The sequence below is a fragment of the Paracoccus sp. SMMA_5_TC genome (assembly GCF_009696685.2).
Taxonomy (GTDB): Bacteria; Pseudomonadota; Alphaproteobacteria; order Rhodobacterales; family Rhodobacteraceae; genus Paracoccus.
This window is the reverse complement of the sequence record NZ_CP102355.1, coordinates 2,288,736-2,306,612: the sequence shown is the minus strand read 5'-3', so window position 1 is coordinate 2,306,612 and position 17,877 is coordinate 2,288,736. Positions and strand designations below refer to the sequence as shown.

Below are 17,877 nucleotides of genomic sequence, written 5' to 3'. Positions count from 1 at the left end.
TATTGCCATGGCCATTGGCGCCCGCAAGGGTGGTTTGTGGGCGTCTAGCCGGCGGCGGCAAGAATACGCGTGACCATTTCGGCGGTGTTGCGCGAAAGCCCCGGCAACCCGGCCAGCCGCCGCAGCGCCGCTTGCGCGTGCTGCTGGCGGTTGGCGTCGTAGCGCGTCCATGTTTCAAAGGCCGAACACATCCGCGCCGTCGTCTGCGGGTTCACCGGATCAAGCCGCATCAGCCATTCGGCGACAAAATCGTAACCCGCGCCATCGGCGGCGTGAAAGGCGGCATGATTGGCGGTCAGGCCGGAAATCAGCGCCCGGAACCGGTTCGGGTTCTTCCAGTCGAAATCGTCGCGCGCGGCCAGGGCGCGGGCGCGCTCTGTCGCCTGGGCGGGGTCGCTGCGCAGGGGCTGGACCATGAACCACTTGTCCATCACCAGCCGGTTGTCGCGGAACCGATCGGCAAACCGTGCCAATGCCTGATCGGCGCGCCCGGCGGCGATCAGGCATTCGAGCGCCCCTTGGGTTTCGGTCATGTTGCCGGCGCTGTCGAACAGCGCCGCCGCCCGCTCGGCCCCGTCGATGCGCGACAGATAGCCCAGGCAGGCAAGGCGCAGGCTGCGGCGGCCCGCGCCTTCGGCATCGGGGCGATAGGGCCCCGTGGCGGCAGTGTCATCATAGATCCGCGCCAGCGCCGCCCGATGCTGTTCGGCAATCCGGCGGGCCAGGCCTTCGCGCGCCTGGTGGATAGCATCGGGATCGGGCACCGCGCCGCGGGCTGCGATGGTGGTGGCGACCTCTTCCTCACCCGGCAGCGTCAGGCACAGCGCGGCAAAGGCGGGGTCGCGGCCGGAATCGTCCAGCACCCCGCCCAGGGCATCGGCAAGCGCGCTGTCTGCGCCCTGGCCCTGGGCCTCGGCGATCAGGGCGTCCAGCGCGAGATCATGCCCTGCCTGCCAGCGCGCATAAGGGTCGGTGTCATGGGCCAGCAGCAATGCCTGTTCGGCCGCCGTGATTTCGCGCGCGACCGTAACCGGGGCCGAAAACCCGCGCAGCAGCGACACCACGGGACGCGCGCCCAGGCCGGAAAACTTGAAGCTTTGCCTGGTGTCCGTCATTTCCAGCACCGTGGTCGGCACCACCTCGTCGCCATTCGGGCCGATCAGCCCCACCGCAATCGGGATGACCCGCGGCGGCTTTTCGGACTGGCCCGGGGTGGGGTCGATGTGCTGGCTGAAATTCAGCGTCAAGGTGCCGTCGCGCCAGTCCTCGGACAGCGACAACTGCGGCGTGCCGGCGTCGGTATACCAACGCTTGAACTGGCGCAGGTCGCGGCCGGTCGTGTCCTCGAACACCTTGATCCAGTCCTCGATGGTGCAGGCCTGACCGTCGTGGCGGCTGAAATACAGGTCGAGTGCCTGACGATAGGCCTGATCGCCCACCAGACGCTTGAGCATGCCGATCACCTCGGCACCCTTTTCATAAACGGTGGCGGTGTAGAAATTGTTGATTTCCTGATAGTGGTCGGGGCGCGGCGGATGGGCCAGCGGTCCGGCATCCTCGCGGAACTGGCGCGCGCGCAGCGTCTGGACATCGGAAATCCGCTTGACCGCGGCAGAGCGCATGTCGCTGGTGAACTGCTGGTCGCGGAATACGGTCAGCCCCTCTTTCAGGCACAGCTGGAACCAGTCGCGGCAGGTGATGCGGTTGCCGGTCCAGTTGTGAAAATATTCATGCGCGATCACCGCCTCGATCCGTTCATAGTCCAGATCGGTGGCGGTTTCGGCGCTGGCCAGCACCAGTTTCGAGTTGAAGATGTTCAACCCCTTGTTTTCCATCGCGCCCATGTTGAAATCATCGACGGCGACGATATTGAAAACATCGAGATCGTATTCGCGACCATAAACCTGCTCGTCCCACCGCATCGAGCGGATCAGGCTTTCCAGCGCATAGCCGGCGCGATCCTCGTCCCCCGGGCGGACCCAGACGTTCAGCGCCACCTTGCGGCCCGACATGGTGGTAAAGCTGTCGCTGACGGCGCGCAGATCACCGGCGACCAAGGCGAACAGATACGCGGGCTTGGGCCATGGGTCGTGCCAGACGGCCGTGTTGCCATCGCGCGACACGGGGTTGCCGTTCGACAGCAGCACCGGCATCGTCGAGTGGATGGTCACATGGAAGGGTGCCATCACATCGGGACGGTCCGGATACCAGGTGGTATGGCGAAAACCTTCGGCCTCGCATTGGGTGCAGAAGATGCCGCCTGACAGATACAGCCCTTCAAGGGCGGTATTCGACTGCGGATCGATCTGCACCTCGGCCGAGAAGGTGAAGCGTTCGGGCAGCTCTGCGGCGGGAATCGTCAGGCTGCGGTTCTCGGCATCGATCAGCTCCGGCGACAGCGGCCGGTCATCGATGGACAGGGACAGCGTGGTCAACCCCGCGCCGTCCAGGACCAGATCCCCGTCACCCCGCCGCTCGAAATCGATCCAGGACCGCACCCGGGTTTCGGTCGGATGCAGCACAAATTCCAGCCGCGTCCGGGAAATGGCGAACGGATAGGGGCGCCAGTCGGAAAGATATTGCGTGACGGTCATTTTTCACCTTTCGCGCGAGCAGAAAAAATCGCTAGCTTGGGAACTTGTGTGAAACCGAAGTGTTAGACGGTGTATAGCCGGGTCGCAAGACAGGGGCATCCCCGACACGGCCGGACGGCAAGACCGCTAATTCAGAAACGAGGACCATGCGATGGCCAACTACGACCCGAACGATCCCCGCCGCACTGAAAGCACCGACCCGCATCAGCCTGCCGCCCGGCCCGAGCCTTATGTCGCGCCGGTAGAGCGTCGTGCATCGCCGCTGCCGCTGATCATCGGTATTCTTCTGGCCTTGGCGATTGCCTACTTTGTCCTGCAGTATTTCATGGGGCGTGATGCTGTCACCACGACGGGTGAAGATGCTGCGGTGACGACGACGGTTCCCGCAGAAACGCCTGCCGCCGAGGCCGCACAGGATGCGGCAACGGCTGCCGATAACGCGGCCGAAGCGGCTGGCGAGGCTGCCAGCGATGCCGCCACCGCAGCCGAGAATGCCGCCGATGCCGCCGGCAATGCCGTGACCGAAGCTGCGCAGGATGCAGCCACGGCAGCCGAGAATGCGGCTGATGCAGCGGGCGAGGCGGCGAAGGATGCCGTCGACGCCGCGGGCGCCGCCGCCGACAGTGCGGCCAATGCCGCGGCAGAGGCTGCAAATGACGCTGCCGAGGCCGTGGACAATGCGATCACTGTCGAAGAGCCGGCAACCACCACGACCACGCCGCCTGCGAACAACTGATCTAGCTTCGCTTCTTTGACGCATGAAACCGCCGTCCCGCAAAGGGCGGCGGTTTTTCAAATTTTTCTTGCAGCTGTATCATCGAATTATTGAATGGCGCGGGTGTTGAACCCCCGTGACCATTGGCATACCACCGCACACCAAACTGACCATGACGGAATAGCAGAAAGGATTGCTGCATGGGACGCGTGGAAAAGGCGGGTCTGCGGGTCGATGGCGCGCTGGCAAGGTTCATCGACGAGCAAGCATTGCCCGGCAGCGGCGTTGCGCCAAATCGTTTCTGGGAAGGGCTTTCGCGGTTGCTGCATGATTTTGCCCCCCGCAACAGGGCGCTTCTGCAGCGGCGCGAGGAATTGCAGGCCCAGATCGACGCCTGGCATGTTAGCCACCAGGGCGCCGCTGTGGATACGGTTGCATACCGCGAGTTCCTGAGCTCGATCGGCTACATCGTTCCAGAAGGCCCGGATTTTCGCATCGACACCCCGGCCACGGATCCCGAATTTTCCATCCTGGCGGGACCGCAACTTGTCGTGCCTGTCACGAACGCGCGCTACGTGCTGAATGCCGCGAACGCACGCTGGGGCAGCCTTTATGACGCGCTCTATGGCACGGACGCGCTGGGCGATCTGCCTCCGGCCGGGGCATATGATGCTGCGCGCGGCGCCCGAGTGATCGCCTGGGGTCGGCAGTTCCTGGATGATGCGGTGCCGCTTGCCGAGGGTTCGTGGACCGATGTGCAGGGGCTGTCTGTGCGTTCAGGAAACCTTGTGCCCGCCTTGCGCGACCCAACCGGGTTCGCAGGCCACGAAGGTGACGCCGCCCGGCCGAACAGCGTGTTCCTGAAGAATAACGGTCTGTTCATTCGCATCGTGATCGACCCTGAAGCTCCGGTCGGGGCACAGGATCGCGCCGGCATCGCGGATATCGTGATCGAATCGGCCTTGTCGGCGATCATCGATTGCGAGGATTCGGTGGCTTGCGTGGATGGTGCCGACAAGGCGCTGGCCTATGGCAACTGGCTGGGCCTGATGGACGGCAGCCTGACCGAATCCGTGACGAAGGCGGGGAAAACCTTTACCCGCCGCCTGAACCCGGATGTCACTTTCACCGCGCCTGACGGCCAGCCGGCCACCGTCAAGGGCCGCGCCTTGCTGTTGGTGCGCAACGTCGGCCATCTGATGACCACCTCGGCGGTGCTGGACCGTGATGGCAACGAGGTCTTTGAAGGCCTGCTGGATGCGATGGTGACGGTCCTGTGTGCGATGCGCGACCTGAACCGCGAGGGCACGGGCAATTCGGCAACCCGGTCGATCTATGTCGTCAAACCAAAGATGCACGGACCCGAAGAGGTCGCCTTCGCCTGCGAGACGCTGGACTTCGTCGAGGACACGCTGGGCCTGCCGCGTCACACCGTCAAGCTGGGCATCATGGACGAGGAACGCCGCACCTCGGTCAATCTCAAGGAATGCATCCGTGCGGCGCGCCACCGGGTTGCCTTCATCAACACCGGTTTCCTTGACCGGACAGGCGATGAATACCATACCTCGATGGAGGCTGGACCGTTGCTGGCCAAGGGCGAGATGAAGTCGCAGCCCTGGATCTCGGCCTATGAGGACCGCAACGTCGATATCGGTCTGACCTGCGGCCTGGCCGGCAAGGCGCAGATCGGCAAGGGCATGTGGGCAATCCCCGACCGCATGGCCGCGATGCTGGAACAGAAGATCGCGCATCCTTTGGCCGGTGCCAGCACGGCCTGGGTGCCCAGCCCGACGGCGGCAACGTTGCACGCGACCCATTACCATCGCGTCGATGTCAAGGCCCGTCAGGCGGAAATCGCGGCAATGCGACGCCCATCGCGGTTGGACGATCTGCTGACCATCCCCTTGTGCGGCGACCGGCGTTATACCCCCGAGGACATCGCCCGGGAACTTGAAAACAACTGCCAGGGTATCCTGGGCTATGTCGTTCGCTGGATCGATCAGGGAATTGGATGTTCCAAGGTGCCCGACATCAACAACGTCGGGCTGATGGAGGACCGGGCGACCTTGCGCATTTCTGCGCAGGCATTGGCCAACTGGTTGCATCATGGCATCGTCAGCCAGCAGCAGGTGATGGACAGCTTCCGCAAGATGGCTGCCATTGTCGATGGTCAGAACGCCCATGACCCGCACTATCGTCCGATGGCGCCCGGCTTTGACGGCGCGGCGTTCCAGGCGGCCTGCGATCTGGTATTCCTGGGCCGGGCGCAGCCCTCGGGCTATACCGAGCCACTGCTGCATGCCCGCCGCCTGCAGGTCAAGCAGCAGGGCGCACGCCTGGCTGCCTGAGGTGCAGACATTCGGGAATCACCGCCCCCCGTCCGCAGATTGCGGGCGGGGTTTTCGCATCCGCACATGCTGCACCGCCGCAACGTTTTCGACCTTTGCGCCTTTCGTCCGTGTCTTTTACGGATCGATAGCTGCGTCACAGCCTTGTGAAAGATTATTGCGCGGTGCTATGTGAACGCAGAAAGTCGCTAACAGGGGAGATCGCCTCGTGAAGATCGGCGCTTTGAAAGAGAGCAATGAGGGAGAGGCGCGGGTCGCCATAACCCCCTCGTCCGCCGCCCATCTCGTCAAGCTGGGCCATGAGGTGCACATAGAATCCGGAGCAGGCGCCCGAGCCGGATTTTCGGATTCCGCCTATCAGTCGGCCGGGATCAGGGTGCATCCCAACGCCGCCGCGCTGATTGCTGCCGTCGATGTGGTGGTCAAGGTTCGTCCGCCCACTGCCTCGGAACTCAAGCAGATGCGACGGGGCCAGACGCTGATTGCACATTTCTGGCCCGCTCAGAACCCCGACCTGCTCGAACTGGCGCGCGAACAGGGCATCACCACCATTGCCATGGACATGGTGCCGCGCATTTCGCGCGCGCAGAAAATGGATGCGCTGTCGTCGATGGCCAATATTGCCGGCTATCGGGCCGTGATCGAGGCAGCCAACAATTTCGGTCGCTTCTTTACCGGGCAGGTGACCGCCGCGGGCAAGGTGCCGCCGGCCAAGGTGCTTATCGTGGGCGCAGGCGTCGCCGGTCTGGCTGCGATTGGGGCGGCGACCAGCCTGGGGGCGCAGGTCTATGCCTTCGACGTGCGTCCCGAAGTTGCCGAACAGATCGAGTCGATGGGCGCCGAGTTCGTTTATCTGGACTTTACCGATCAAAGCCAGGACGGCGCCGCCACCGGCGGCTATGCTGCGCCGCAAAGTCCGGAATTCCGCGAAGCACAGCTGAAGAAATTCCGCGAGCTTGCGCCCGACATGGACATCGTGATCACCACCGCACTGATTCCCGGTCGTCCAGCGCCGAAACTGTGGACCGAGGACATGGTGCACAGCATGAAGCCGGGATCAGTCATCGTCGATCTTGCAGCGGAACGTGGCGGCAACTGCGATCTGACCGTGCCGGACGAACGCATCGTTACCGAGAATGGCGTGGTCATTATCGGTTATACCGATTTCCCGTCGCGAATGGCTGCGCAAAGCTCGGAGCTTTACGGCAACAACGTTCGCCACATGCTGGCCGACCTTACCCCCGGCAAGGATGGGGTTCTGGTCCACAACATGGAGGACGATGTCATCCGTGGCGCCACCGTGACGCATGACGGCGATGTAACCTGGCCGCCGCCGCCGCCCAAGGTTCAGGCCATCGCTGCGGCCAAGCCCAAGGAAAAGCCAAAGGAATTGACGCCCGAAGAAAAGCGGGCCCAGGAAATTGCCGCCTTCAAGGCGCAAACCAAATCGCAGGTGACCTTGCTGGGCGCCGGGGCGCTGCTGATGCTGCTGGTCGGCATGTTCGCACCGGCCAGCTTCCTGTCGCATTTCATCGTTTTTGTGCTGGCTGTCTTTGTCGGCTTCCAGGTGATCTGGAACGTCAGCCATTCGCTGCACACGCCGCTGATGGCGATCACCAATGCGATTTCGTCCATCATCATCGTCGGCGCGCTGCTGCAGATCGGTTCGGGCTCGTGGCTGGTGGTGTTTCTGGCGGCGCTGTCGGTGCTGATGGCCGGCGTCAACATCTTTGGCGGCTTCCTGGTCACGCGCCGGATGCTGGCCATGTTCCAGAAATCGTAAGGAGAAGGCGATGGAATACGGATTCACCACCGCCGCCTATGTCGTTGCTGCGGTTCTGTTCATCCTGTCGCTGGGCGGCCTGTCGGGACAGGAAAGTGCCAAGCGCGCGGTCTGGTACGGCATCGTCGCCATGGCACTGGCCGTCGTCGCCACGCTGATCGGGCCGGGTTATGGCAACTGGGGGCTGACCCTTGTCATGCTGGCCATCGGCGGTGCCATCGGCTGGGTCGTGGCACAGCGGGTGCAGATGACCGAAATGCCACAACTGGTCGCGGCTATGCACAGCCTGGTCGGCCTGGCCGCGGTTCTGATCGGCTTCAACGCGCAGTTCGAGCTGTCGCGCGTGCTGCGCGCCCGTGCTGCCGATGCGGCGGCGGAATTCCACGGCTTTGCCGCGGTGCTGGCCCACAAGACCCCGGCCGAAATCGCCATGCTGAAGGTCGAGGTGGCCTTGGGCGTATTCATCGGCGCGGTGACCTTTACCGGCTCGGTCGTGGCCTTCGGCAAGCTGGCGGGCAAGATTGACGGCAAGCCGCGCAAACTGCCCGGCGGGCACATGCTCAACGCGGGCGCCGCGGCGCTGTCGCTGCTGGCTGTGGTGCTGTACTGCACCGTGGGTGCGCCGGTGTTGTGGCTGCTGCTGATCACCTTGCTGGCCTTTTTCATCGGCTACCACCTGATCATGGGCATTGGCGGTGCCGACATGCCGGTCGTCGTGTCGATGCTGAACAGCTATTCGGGCTGGGCGGCAGCGGCCATCGGCTTTACCCTGGGCAATGATCTGCTGATCGTGGTCGGGGCGCTGGTCGGCTCGTCGGGTGCCATTCTGTCCTATATCATGTGCAAGGCGATGAATCGCAATTTCATCAGCGTGATCCTGGGCGGCTTCGGCGGCGAGACCGGGCCGGCGATGGAAATCGAGGGTGAACAGATTGCCATCGACGCCGAATCTGTCGCCGCGGCGCTCAACGATGCAGATGAGGTCATCATCGTTCCCGGTTACGGCATGGCGGTGGCACAGGCCCAGCAATCGGTCAGCGAGCTGACCCGCAAGCTGCGCGCCAAGGGCAAGAATGTCCGCTTTGCCATCCACCCGGTCGCCGGCCGTCTGCCAGGCCATATGAACGTGCTGCTGGCCGAGGCCAAGGTGCCCTACGATATCGTGCTGGAGATGGACGAAATCAACGAAGATTTCCCCAATACCGATGTGGCTATCGTCATCGGGTCGAACGACATCGTAAATCCGGCTGCGCAGGAAGATCCGAACAGCCCCATTGCCGGCATGCCGGTGCTGGAGGTCTGGAAGGCCAAGCAGGTGTTCGTCAGCAAGCGCGGGCAGGGAACGGGTTATTCCGGGATCGAGAACCCACTGTTCTACAAGGAAAATACCCGGATGTTCTATGGCGATGCCAAAAAGTCGATCGACAGCCTTCTGCCGCTGATCGATTAGCGGACCAAACGCCAACCAGCAGCAAAGGGCGGATCGCGAGATCCGCCCTTTTACTGTCAGATTGCGTCCAGCATCGATTTCACCACGTCGGTTGGGAGTTGGGGATGCAAGGCAAGCTTGCAGGTTCGTCTGCCCTTGCGCGGAATCAGCATCACGCAACGCGTGGCCAGTGATTGGGAGCGTGTGGACCCGTTGGCAATGATACCTGCCTGCCAGCGCGACTGCGGCCGAAACCGCAGCACGGTTTCGATGCTGCCGGGCACCCAGCCCTCGGTCTCGGTCGGATCTATCAGGGAATCATGGATGATGGGCGGCAGATACATCGAGAACTCGGTAACGAACATTCTATTAAAATTATTAGTTCGGACCGGGGAAAATCGGTATCTGACCTTTTGAACAGGCGACTGTCACATTCGAGCAGACAGGAGCCCGCAGTCGCACTGAGAGTCACGGCTGCAGGAGTTTCCAAAAAAAATTACCGGATTTCAGACAGTATCAAGATAAAGTTCAACCGTTTCCTCATCTGAAAGCTCGGCCATGTAGCGCAACTCCTGACGCTTGGTCATGACAAAGTTCTCGATCAGATGGGCAGGAAATATACGCTTGATCTGCGCACATCCGGCAAACGCGTCGATGGCTTCACCCCAGGTCGCCGGCAATTGCGCCAACCCTTGCTCATAGGCATTGCCCTGAATCGGCGGCGGGGGCTCGATCTTGTCCTCAAGGCCATTCAGCGCCGCGCCTAGGACCGCGGCCACCGTCAGATAGGGGTTCACGTCACCGCCTGCGACCCGATGTTCGATCCTGCGTGCCTTGGGGCCGGAAGAGGGTATGCGAATCGCTGACGTGCGATTTTCATAGGCCCAACCGATGCCCGTAGGGGCATGGGCATTGGGCACCAGACGATCATAGCTATTCTCGTGCGGCGCAAAAAGCAGGGTTGATCCGGGCATCGCGGCAAGACAACCGGCCACCGCGTGACGCAACTGCTCGGTTCCTTCATCGCCACCATTGTCAAAGATGTTGCGCCCCCGCTGGTCCAGCACCGAAAAATGCATATGCATGCCCGAGCCGTTCCAGGCTTCGTAGGGCTTGGCCATGAAGGAACCGGCAAAACCGTATTGCCGCGCCAGCCCCTTGACCAACAGCTTGAACAGCCACGAATCATCGGCGGCCTTCAGCGGATCCGCCTGGTGCATCAGGTTGATTTCGAACTGCCCCGGTGCCGCCTCGGAAATGGCGGTGTCAGCGGGAATGTCCATGGCTTCGCAGGCATCGTAAAGCGCCGTGAAAAAGCGGTCGAACGCATCCAGCGCCCGCAGACTCAGCGTTTCGGCGCCCGTGCGGCGTTTGCCCGATCGCGGAGACGGAGGAACGCGCAACTGACCACCGGAATCATCGATCAGGAAGAACTCGAGCTCGGTTGCGACAACGGGGGTCAGGCCCGCTGCCTTGTATCGATCGACCACCCGTGCAAGTGCCTGGCGGGGATCGCCTTCATAGGGTCTGCCGTCAGGATGGAACATCCATAGGGGTAGCAGAGCGGTAGGGGCCTCTAGCCATGGCATTGGCATGAAGCCGCGCTCGGTCGGCAACAGCAGACCGTCGGGGTCGCCGGCCTGAAATACCAGGGGGCTGTCCTCGATATCCTCGCCCCAGATATCCATATTCAGGACCGAAAACGGAAATTTTGTGCCCTCGGTCAGCAACTTGTCGGCAAAACGTGCCGGAATGCGCTTGCCTCGAGCGACGCCGTTCAGGTCAGCGGCGGCAACGCGGATAGTCTTGACGTCGGGATGCTCGAGCAGCCAGTCCATGGATCACCTGACTAGATTGGGTCGGTAGCGAATTTTTCGGATTGCGCCCGGTAAATGGCGGTTCAATCTGCGATTGACTATTCCGAAAAGTGCAATCAGCACCAGCGTCAGCAGCACGAAATATGCCGCGACGATGGGATAGGCGATAAAGGGGTTGAACGTCTTGTCGGCGAAATAATTGGCATAATACAGTGCGTCTCCGCGTTGCTGGAATGCGGGAAAGCTTGAAAAGAACACCAGCGTGGTGGCGTGAAACAGGAATATCGCCTCGTTGGTATAGGCAGGCCAGGCTAGCCGCATGGCATTGGGCCAGACCACGCGTCGGTAACGCGTCCATCCAGTCATGCCATAGGCATCGGCAGCCTCGAGTTCGCCCTTTGGCAGGTTGCGCAGCGCGCCATAGAATATCTCGGCGGAATAGGCGGTGGTGTTAAGAATGAGGACCAGCAGCGCCCCGGCCCATGCCCGTGTCATCCAGCCGGTCTGGACAGTAATTCCGAACACATCGATCCCTGCGCGGGGCAGCTGCACAAGCGCCTCGTAAGCCAGGAAGAACTGGATGAACAGCGGGCTGCCGCGAAACACAAAGATGAACCATTCCGCGGGCTTGCGCAGCCAGGGCAGCGGACTGAGCCGCGCCAGCGCCACGGCATTGGCAAGGAAGAAACCGAAGGCCAGCGCCATGACAGCGAAATAGACGTTCCAGATCAGCCCCGAGCCGATCAGCGTCATCTGCTCGCAGAGCGTAAAGCCGGTGCGCGGCAGCATCCGTTCTCCGATGCCGATGGCGCGCAATCCGTAATCCTGCAAGGTTTGCAGACATGTGTTCATTGCGCCGCCTTTCGCATTGCTTCACCGGCCATGGTGGCCTGTCCGGCCGAAAGGCGTCGGCGCAACCGGTCCAGGATTCGCTCGGATCCCCAGGTCATGAGCAGATAGAACACCAGAATGGCCAGGAAATAATACAGCCGCCAATCCGGATGGGGATAGGCATAGGCGCTGGTCTTGGCCGCGCCCAATTCGCGCGCCCAGTAAACGATGTCTTCGACCCCCAGAATGAACAACAACGGCGTCGCCTTGATCAGGATCATCCACAGGTTTCCCAGGCCGGGCAGGGCATAGGTCCACATCTGCGGGATCAGGATTCGTCGGTTCACCTGTCGTTGAGTCATGCCATAGGCTTCGGCGGTTTCCAGCTGCGCCCGCGGCACCGCGTTCATCGCGCCGTAAAGGACATTCGCGGCAAATGCGCCGAAAACAATGGCAAAAGCCACGATCGCCAGCACGATGCCATAGAACTGATGCACCCATTCCGGCGCGGTGGACAACGGCAACTTGGCCATCGGGCAGACAATGAATTCATGGCCTTGGCGCACCGGCACCGATGGATCACAATAGATGCGGGAACGCAACCACTCAAAACCCTGATCCAGCGCAATCGGCACAAAGAGGAAGAAGATGATGTCGGGAACACCCCGCACCATCGAAGTGTAGAGCTTTCCCAGCCAGCGCAAGGGCGCGATGCGCGAGCGAGAGGCCATCGCGCCGCCGAATCCGAACAGCAACGCCGCCGGCGCGGTTATCGCCAGCAAAAGCAATACGGTTCCGAAGGAGACATAGAACAGCATATGCTTGCCCGATGTCAGGTAGCACAGCAGCCAGGACAGGCCTTCCAGGGTTTTCGGATCGGCGCAAGAGGCGAACATGGATCACTCCGTGGGGCCCCGCCCGCTGCCGCGGAAGGGGCATTCAGGTCTGTCGGTAGCTATCGATCAGAACAGCAGCGACCTTTCGCCGAACCATTTCTTGATAAGTTCGTTCAGCGATCCGTCCTCTTTCATCGAGGTGATGGCTGCGTCGAACTTGTCCTTGAGCTCGGTGTCCGACTGCCGCAGGGCCATGCCGATGCCTTCACCCAGGGGCACATTGTCCTGTCCCGTTACCCAGACCAGCGCACCGCCGGACTCTTCGACGACCGGGGCCAGAAAGTCCTTGTCGGCAAAGACCGCTTCGGCCTGGCCATTGCGCACCGCGCCGACAGCTTCGTCGGGTGTGGCAAATTCCATCAGCTCGGCCCCGGATTCGGCCACGTGCTGCGCCTGAATGGTATTGGTCTGAGCCGCGACCACGCCCTTGGTGATATCCACATCCGCAGATGGTGCCGCATAGGCCGAGGGATTGGGCGGCATGTAGTTCTGCGTAAAGGCTACCGATTTCTTGCGCTCTTCGGTGATGCTCATGCCGGCCATGATGGCGTCATAGTTGGCGCTGTTCAGGTTCGGAATGATCGAATCCCAATCGTTCTTCACCCAGGTGCATTCCAGTTGCGCACGTTTGCAAAGTTCGTTGCCAAGCTCGATCTCGAAGCCGTCGACCTGACCAGTCTGATCGTTCACCAGATTGTAGGGAGGGTAGGCGCCCTCAGTGGCGATGCGCACCGGCTGCGCCAGGGCCATCCCGGCGCTGAGCGCGACGGCTGCGGCGGCAAACACGATTGTCTTCATTCATCCTCTCCTGTCGGTTTTATTCGGCCATTGTGGCACTTAGAAACTGGCGCAACCGATCCGAGCGCGGTGCGCCAAAAAGCTGCCCGGGCGGACCCTCTTCCTCGATCCGGCCCTGGTGCAGAAAGACGACGTGATCGCTGACATCGGCGGCAAGCCGCATGTCATGCGTCACCAGCAGCATGGTGCGATGTTCGGCTGCCAGATCCTTGATGACCTTGACGACCTCTTGCTGCAATTCGGGATCCAGCGCACTGGTCGGCTCGTCCAGCAACAGCGCCTTGGGCTCCATGCACAGGGCGCGTGCGATGGCGGCGCGTTGCTGCTGGCCGCCCGACAATTGTGCCGGCCATGATTCGGCCTTGTCGCCAATCCCGACCTTGTCCAGCAGTCTGCGCGCGCGGACCTCGACCTCACCGGGGTCGCGGCGCAGGACATGAACGGGTGCTTCCATCACGTTTTGCAGGATGGTCATATGCGACCACAGGTTGAACTGCTGAAACACCATGGACAGATTTGTGCGCAGGCGCGTGACCTGGGCGCGATCCGCCGGAACACGGCCGTGGCCGCTTCCGCGCCAGCGCACGGGCTCTCCCTCGAACAGGATATCGCCCGACTGACTGTCCTCGAGCAGGTTGCAGCAGCGCAGCAAGGTCGATTTTCCCGATCCCGAAGAGCCGATCAGGCTGATGACATGACCGCGCGGCGCACGAAGGCTGACGCCCTTGATGACCTCCAGCGGGCCATAGGCCTTGTGAAGGTCGCGAATTTCGATCACCGGTTTATCGGCAGCGGCAGGAAGATCTGACTGACTCATGCCGGTATCAGGCGATATTTGCCGCGCGATTGCAACGCTTTCGTAACTGGCTTTCCAGTCAGGCGGCAGATCGGCGGCAAGGGTTCTGTCACGCCGGGGGCAGTCCCAGCTGTTCCAGGGCACGTTGGCGCGCCAGCGCCGAATCCCTGTCGGCAATACCCAGCAGTCCGGCCACCAACCTGACGAAACTTTCTTCGTCCTGGTCGCGGCGACCGTCGGCATAGGCAACCTGCCACAGAGCCATCAGAATGTCATTGCGATCAGTCAGATCGATCCTGTCCTTGATGCTGCGCGTAAACCGCACAGTGTCGGGTGCCTCTGCCTCGATCATTTCGGCCGCGGCGCGGCGCTCGGCAGCCTGGACTGCGTCCAGACCCCGGCGTCGCATCAGTATCTGGTCGATCCGTTGCCGTTCCGCTTCACCATAGTGATCGTCGGCGCGCGCCAGCCGCACCAGCAGCGCGGCCACCGCAACCTCGGCATCCTGGGCGGTCAAGCTGGCGGGTTGGGGGCAGTCGGTAAATAGGCGGCTAAGCAGATTTCGGAACATGGCCGGTGCGATCGAATACCAGGGTATAAAGTGAATACCGCAGTATTGCGACTATGCACGGAATGGCAACCGGCAGACTAGTAACGTTGCGGCACATAGAGTTCCGGGGGCAGAACCTCGCGTTCGTAATCGGGATTGAACACGCGATCGGGCAGCCGCACCTCTTCATGCGGAACATCTTCATACGGAATCAGGGACAGCAGATGCGCGATGCAGTTCAGGCGGGCGCGTTTCTTGTCATTGCCCGGCACGATATACCACGGCGCCTCGGGAATGTTCGTGCGCTCGAACATTTCCTCCTTGGCTTTGGTGTAATCCTCCCAGCGCACCCGGGATTGCAGGTCCATCGGTGAAAGTTTCCATTGCTTCAGAGGATCGTGAATACGCATCAGAAAGCGCATCTGCTGTTCCTCATCGGTAATGGAAAACCAGTATTTTACCAACCGGATGCCGGACCGCACCAGCATACGCTCGAATTCGGGCACGTCGTTGAAGAACTGCTCGACCTGATCTTCGCTTGCAAACCCCATGACCCGTTCGACCCCGGCGCGATTATACCAGCTGCGATCGAAAAGGACGATTTCGCCGCCCGCCGGCAAATGCGGCACGTAGCGTTGGAAATACCATTGTGTCTTTTCACGGTCCGAGGGGGCCGGCAGCGCCACCACGCGGCAGACGCGGGGATTGAGTCTTTGGGTGATGCGCTTGATCGCGCCCCCCTTGCCGGCGCTGTCACGACCTTCAAAGATGACGACGACTTTTTCCTTTGTGTAGCTGACCCAGTCCTGAAGCCGGATCAGTTCCGACTGCAGGCGCAGCAATTCGCGGAAGTAGGTCGCGCGCGGCATCTGTCCTGGGTGGGTGTCGCGATAGATGCGGGCGATTTCCTGCGACAGGATCGCGTCCTCGAGCTCGATTTCGTAATCTTCGTCGAGCGTGTTTTCCAGTTCGGCTTCAAGCCAGTCGTTCGGGGTTTCGTCCCGCATCCTTGCACCTCTGCGCAGTCCTGGCCGGTGTAGCCGCGAAATGTGACAACGCCGTGTCGCTCAGAAGCGGCGGGCGCATTCAGCCGTCATCCCAAAGGCAAATCCGCCGCCTTGCGCGGCAGCGACCGTGCCGCACCAGCGTCCGTCTGCCGAGAACAGACTCTTGCTGCCGCGCGGGCGATAGGCAACACGCCGACCGCCAAGATCGAACAGGTTAAGCACGCCAGCGCCATTGGCCGCATAATAGCCCACAACCTCGCCCCGGGCGGTGTAGATCACCCGACGCTCATTGGCCGGGTTGGTTGGCGAGTTTGCGTAGGTCGTCGAACGGTTGGCGGCATTCGCGGCCGAATTAGCAGCCGCATGGGGTGAGTTCGACGGACGTGCCGGCTGATTTTGCGGGGCGCCGGGCCCCAGATCGAAAGGCAGGTCGCCTTGCCGGATCACGAACAGCGGTGCGTCGGCCTGAAGGGCCGTCGCTGCCGCCACACAGGATATCGTTAACGCGCAGGCAAGGCGCATGGCCGCAATCCCCGTTGTCACTTGCTGCGCAAGTATGGGGATATTTGCGATCTCAGACCAGCCGTTCGTTTTCCATCGCGGCCCGAACGAATCCTGCGAACAGGGGGGCGGGTGCGAAAGGTTTGGATTTCAGTTCCGGATGCGACTGCACGCCAATGAACCAAGGGTGATCGGGGTATTCCACCACCTCGGGCAACCGACCATCGGGCGACATTCCCGAGAAGCGCAGACCGGCCGCCTCGAGCTTTTCACGATATCGCGCGTCAACCTCATATCGGTGACGGTGGCGATCCTCGATCTCGAGCGCCCCGTCATAGACCTCGGAAATGCGCGAACCGGGCTGAAGCACCGCCGTATAGGCGCCCAGCCGCATGGTGCCGCCCTTGTCATCGGTAAGCTTGCGCTGGACGGTGTAATTTCCCTGCACCCATTCCTTCAGATGGTAGACGACCGGGGTAAAGCGGGTCTCTCCGGCCTCGTGGTCGAATTCCTCGGAACCTGCGTCGGGCATGTCGGCCAGATTGCGCGCCGCTTCGATGACAGCCATTTGCATGCCAAGGCAGATTCCCAGATAGGGCACTTTCTTTTCCCGGGCATAGCGCGCCGCCGCCACCATGCCCTCAGTGCCGCGCTCGCCAAACCCGCCGGGCACGATGATGCCGTTGTAGCCGTCCAGCAGATGGGCGCCTTCGCCCTCCAGCTTCTCGCTGTCGACCCAATCGGCCTTGACGCGCACACGATTGGCCATGCCGCCATGCGTCAGCGCCTCGGCTATTGATTTATAGGCATCTTCGAGCTGGGTGTATTTTCCGACCACGGCGATGCGCACCTGACCTTCGGCATTGGTCAACCGGTCCATGACATCTTCCCATCGGCTCAGGTCGGGGCGGGGCGCGGGGCTGATCTGGAAGGCATCCAGAACCGCCTGATCCAACCCTGCGCGGTGATAGGCCAACGGCGCCTCGTAGATCGAGGTAAGATCATAGGCGGGAATAACCGCATCGGGGCGCACGTTGCAGAACAGCGCGATCTTGGCCCGTTCCTTTTCCGGGATCGGATGTTCGCTGCGGCAGACCAGCACATCGGGCTGCAACCCGATCGAGCGCAACTCCTTGACCGAATGCTGCGTGGGCTTGGTCTTGAGTTCGCCCGAGGCCGCCAGATAGGGCAACAGGGTCAGATGCATGAAGATGCACTGCCCGCGCGGGCGTTCCTGGGCGAACTGGCGGATCGCCTCGAAGAACGGCAGACCTTCGATATCGCCGACCGTGCCGCCGATCTCGCACAGCATGAAATCGACCTCATCCTCGCCGATGGCAAGGAAGTCCTTGATTTCATTGGTAACATGCGGAATGACCTGGATGGTCTTGCCCAGATAGGCGCCGCGGCGCTCCTTTTCCAGCACGTTCGAGTAGATGCGCCCGGCCGAAACCGAATCGGTCTTGCGTGCGGATACGCCGGTGAAGCGTTCGTAATGGCCCAGGTCCAGGTCGGTTTCGGCGCCGTCGTCGGTGACAAAGACTTCGCCATGCTCGAAAGGCGACATCGTGCCGGGATCGACATTCAGATAGGGGTCCAGCTTGCGCAGCCGCACCGTGTATCCCCGCGCTTGCAGCAGCGCCCCCAGCGCCGCCGATGCCAGCCCCTTGCCCAAAGAAGAAACCACACCGCCGGTGATGAAGATATAGCGCGCCATCGGGGCCCCCGTGATGAATCAAATAGGAATCGCGGCCCGAATCTGGGCGGTATCACGGGACTTGATGTTTATCCGATTTGTCCCGTGGCCGCAAC

The 17,877-nt window shown here is 61.8% G+C and carries 15 protein-coding genes; 4 read left to right on the top strand and 11 right to left on the bottom strand.

The features are described 5' to 3' along the window. Window positions 1-44: 44 nt before the first annotated feature. Window positions 45-2,594, bottom strand: coding sequence for an aminopeptidase N (gene pepN / locus GB880_RS11935; RefSeq protein ID WP_154493350.1), 2,550 nt, complete (start codon window positions 2,592-2,594; stop codon window positions 45-47). 151 nt (window positions 2,595-2,745) lie between these two features. Here pepN and GB880_RS11930 point away from each other — a divergent pair, with 151 nt between their 5' ends. The 4 genes from GB880_RS11930 (at window position 2,746) to GB880_RS11915 (ending at window position 8,890) form a co-directional block, all read left to right on the top strand. Beyond that, the gene (locus tag GB880_RS11930; protein ID WP_154493352.1) at window positions 2,746-3,330 is read left to right on the top strand and encodes a hypothetical protein; all 585 of its coding nucleotides are present in this window, start codon (window positions 2,746-2,748) and stop codon (window positions 3,328-3,330) included. Between the two features lie 179 nt (window positions 3,331-3,509). Beyond that, complete coding sequence (locus GB880_RS11925; RefSeq protein ID WP_154493354.1) at window positions 3,510-5,657, top strand: malate synthase G; 2,148 nt, start codon at window positions 3,510-3,512, stop codon at window positions 5,655-5,657. Window positions 5,658-5,865: 208 nt separating this feature from the next. Further along, window positions 5,866-7,440, top strand: coding sequence for a Re/Si-specific NAD(P)(+) transhydrogenase subunit alpha (locus GB880_RS11920; RefSeq protein WP_263467158.1), 1,575 nt, complete (start codon window positions 5,866-5,868; stop codon window positions 7,438-7,440). A 10-nt stretch (window positions 7,441-7,450) separates the two neighbouring features. Then, window positions 7,451-8,890, top strand: coding sequence for an NAD(P)(+) transhydrogenase (Re/Si-specific) subunit beta (locus GB880_RS11915; RefSeq protein ID WP_154493358.1), 1,440 nt, complete (start codon window positions 7,451-7,453; stop codon window positions 8,888-8,890). Window positions 8,891-8,946: 56 nt separating this feature from the next. On the opposite strand, the gene GB880_RS11910 is transcribed toward GB880_RS11915, so the two are convergent. The 10 genes from GB880_RS11910 to GB880_RS11865 form a co-directional block, all read right to left on the bottom strand. Then, window positions 8,947-9,213 (bottom strand): hypothetical protein, encoded by a 267-nt coding sequence (locus GB880_RS11910; RefSeq protein WP_154493360.1) that lies wholly within the window; start codon window positions 9,211-9,213, stop codon window positions 8,947-8,949. 162 nt (window positions 9,214-9,375) lie between these two features. Beyond that, window positions 9,376-10,707 (bottom strand): glutamine synthetase family protein, encoded by a 1,332-nt coding sequence (locus GB880_RS11905; protein ID WP_154493362.1) that lies wholly within the window; start codon window positions 10,705-10,707, stop codon window positions 9,376-9,378. Window positions 10,708-10,710: 3 nt separating this feature from the next. After that, on the bottom strand, window positions 10,711-11,538 hold the full coding sequence (locus GB880_RS11900; protein ID WP_154493364.1) for an ABC transporter permease: 828 nt from the start codon (window positions 11,536-11,538) through the stop codon (window positions 10,711-10,713). Further along, entirely contained in the window at window positions 11,535-12,413 is an 879-nt protein-coding gene (locus tag GB880_RS11895; RefSeq protein WP_154493366.1) for an ABC transporter permease, read from the bottom strand. Before GB880_RS11895 ends, GB880_RS11900 begins: the two co-directional genes overlap by 4 nt. Window positions 12,414-12,479: 66 nt before the next feature. After that, window positions 12,480-13,211, bottom strand: a complete 732-nt coding sequence (locus GB880_RS11890; protein ID WP_154493368.1) for a transporter substrate-binding domain-containing protein — start codon at window positions 13,209-13,211, stop codon at window positions 12,480-12,482. A 19-nt stretch (window positions 13,212-13,230) separates the two neighbouring features. Next, complete coding sequence (locus GB880_RS11885) at window positions 13,231-14,028, bottom strand: ABC transporter ATP-binding protein (RefSeq protein ID WP_154493370.1); 798 nt, start codon at window positions 14,026-14,028, stop codon at window positions 13,231-13,233. A gap of 88 nt (window positions 14,029-14,116) precedes the next feature. Then, entirely contained in the window at window positions 14,117-14,578 is a 462-nt protein-coding gene (locus GB880_RS11880) for a tellurite resistance TerB family protein (RefSeq protein ID WP_154493372.1), read from the bottom strand. 77 nt (window positions 14,579-14,655) lie between these two features. Beyond that, complete coding sequence (gene ppk2 / locus GB880_RS11875) at window positions 14,656-15,564, bottom strand: polyphosphate kinase 2 (protein ID WP_154493374.1); 909 nt, start codon at window positions 15,562-15,564, stop codon at window positions 14,656-14,658. Between the two features lie 60 nt (window positions 15,565-15,624). After that, window positions 15,625-16,053: a hypothetical protein gene (locus tag GB880_RS11870; RefSeq protein WP_263467157.1), complete on the bottom strand. Its 429-nt coding sequence runs from the start codon at window positions 16,051-16,053 to the stop codon at window positions 15,625-15,627. An 85-nt stretch (window positions 16,054-16,138) separates the two neighbouring features. Then, the gene (locus GB880_RS11865) at window positions 16,139-17,782 is read right to left on the bottom strand and encodes a CTP synthase (protein ID WP_154493378.1); all 1,644 of its coding nucleotides are present in this window, start codon (window positions 17,780-17,782) and stop codon (window positions 16,139-16,141) included. Window positions 17,783-17,877: the final 95 nt, after the last annotated feature.

Coding starts and splice junctions, on each gene's coding strand:
- pepN (WP_154493350.1), bottom strand. CDS start 2,594: ATGACCGTCACGCAATATCTTTCCGACTGGCGCCCCTATCCGTTCGCC.
- GB880_RS11930 (WP_154493352.1), top strand. CDS start 2,746: ATGGCCAACTACGACCCGAACGATCCCCGCCGCACTGAAAGCACCGAC.
- GB880_RS11925 (WP_154493354.1), top strand. CDS start 3,510: ATGGGACGCGTGGAAAAGGCGGGTCTGCGGGTCGATGGCGCGCTGGCA.
- GB880_RS11915 (WP_154493358.1), top strand. CDS start 7,451: ATGGAATACGGATTCACCACCGCCGCCTATGTCGTTGCTGCGGTTCTG.
- GB880_RS11910 (WP_154493360.1), bottom strand. CDS start 9,213: ATGTATCTGCCGCCCATCATCCATGATTCCCTGATAGATCCGACCGAG.
- GB880_RS11905 (WP_154493362.1), bottom strand. CDS start 10,707: ATGGACTGGCTGCTCGAGCATCCCGACGTCAAGACTATCCGCGTTGCC.
- GB880_RS11900 (WP_154493364.1), bottom strand. CDS start 11,538: ATGAACACATGTCTGCAAACCTTGCAGGATTACGGATTGCGCGCCATC.
- GB880_RS11895 (WP_154493366.1), bottom strand. CDS start 12,413: ATGTTCGCCTCTTGCGCCGATCCGAAAACCCTGGAAGGCCTGTCCTGG.
- GB880_RS11890 (WP_154493368.1), bottom strand. CDS start 13,211: ATGAAGACAATCGTGTTTGCCGCCGCAGCCGTCGCGCTCAGCGCCGGG.
- GB880_RS11885 (WP_154493370.1), bottom strand. CDS start 14,028: ATGAGTCAGTCAGATCTTCCTGCCGCTGCCGATAAACCGGTGATCGAA.
- GB880_RS11880 (WP_154493372.1), bottom strand. CDS start 14,578: ATGTTCCGAAATCTGCTTAGCCGCCTATTTACCGACTGCCCCCAACCC.
- ppk2 (WP_154493374.1), bottom strand. CDS start 15,564: ATGCGGGACGAAACCCCGAACGACTGGCTTGAAGCCGAACTGGAAAAC.
- GB880_RS11865 (WP_154493378.1), bottom strand. CDS start 17,782: ATGGCGCGCTATATCTTCATCACCGGCGGTGTGGTTTCTTCTTTGGGC.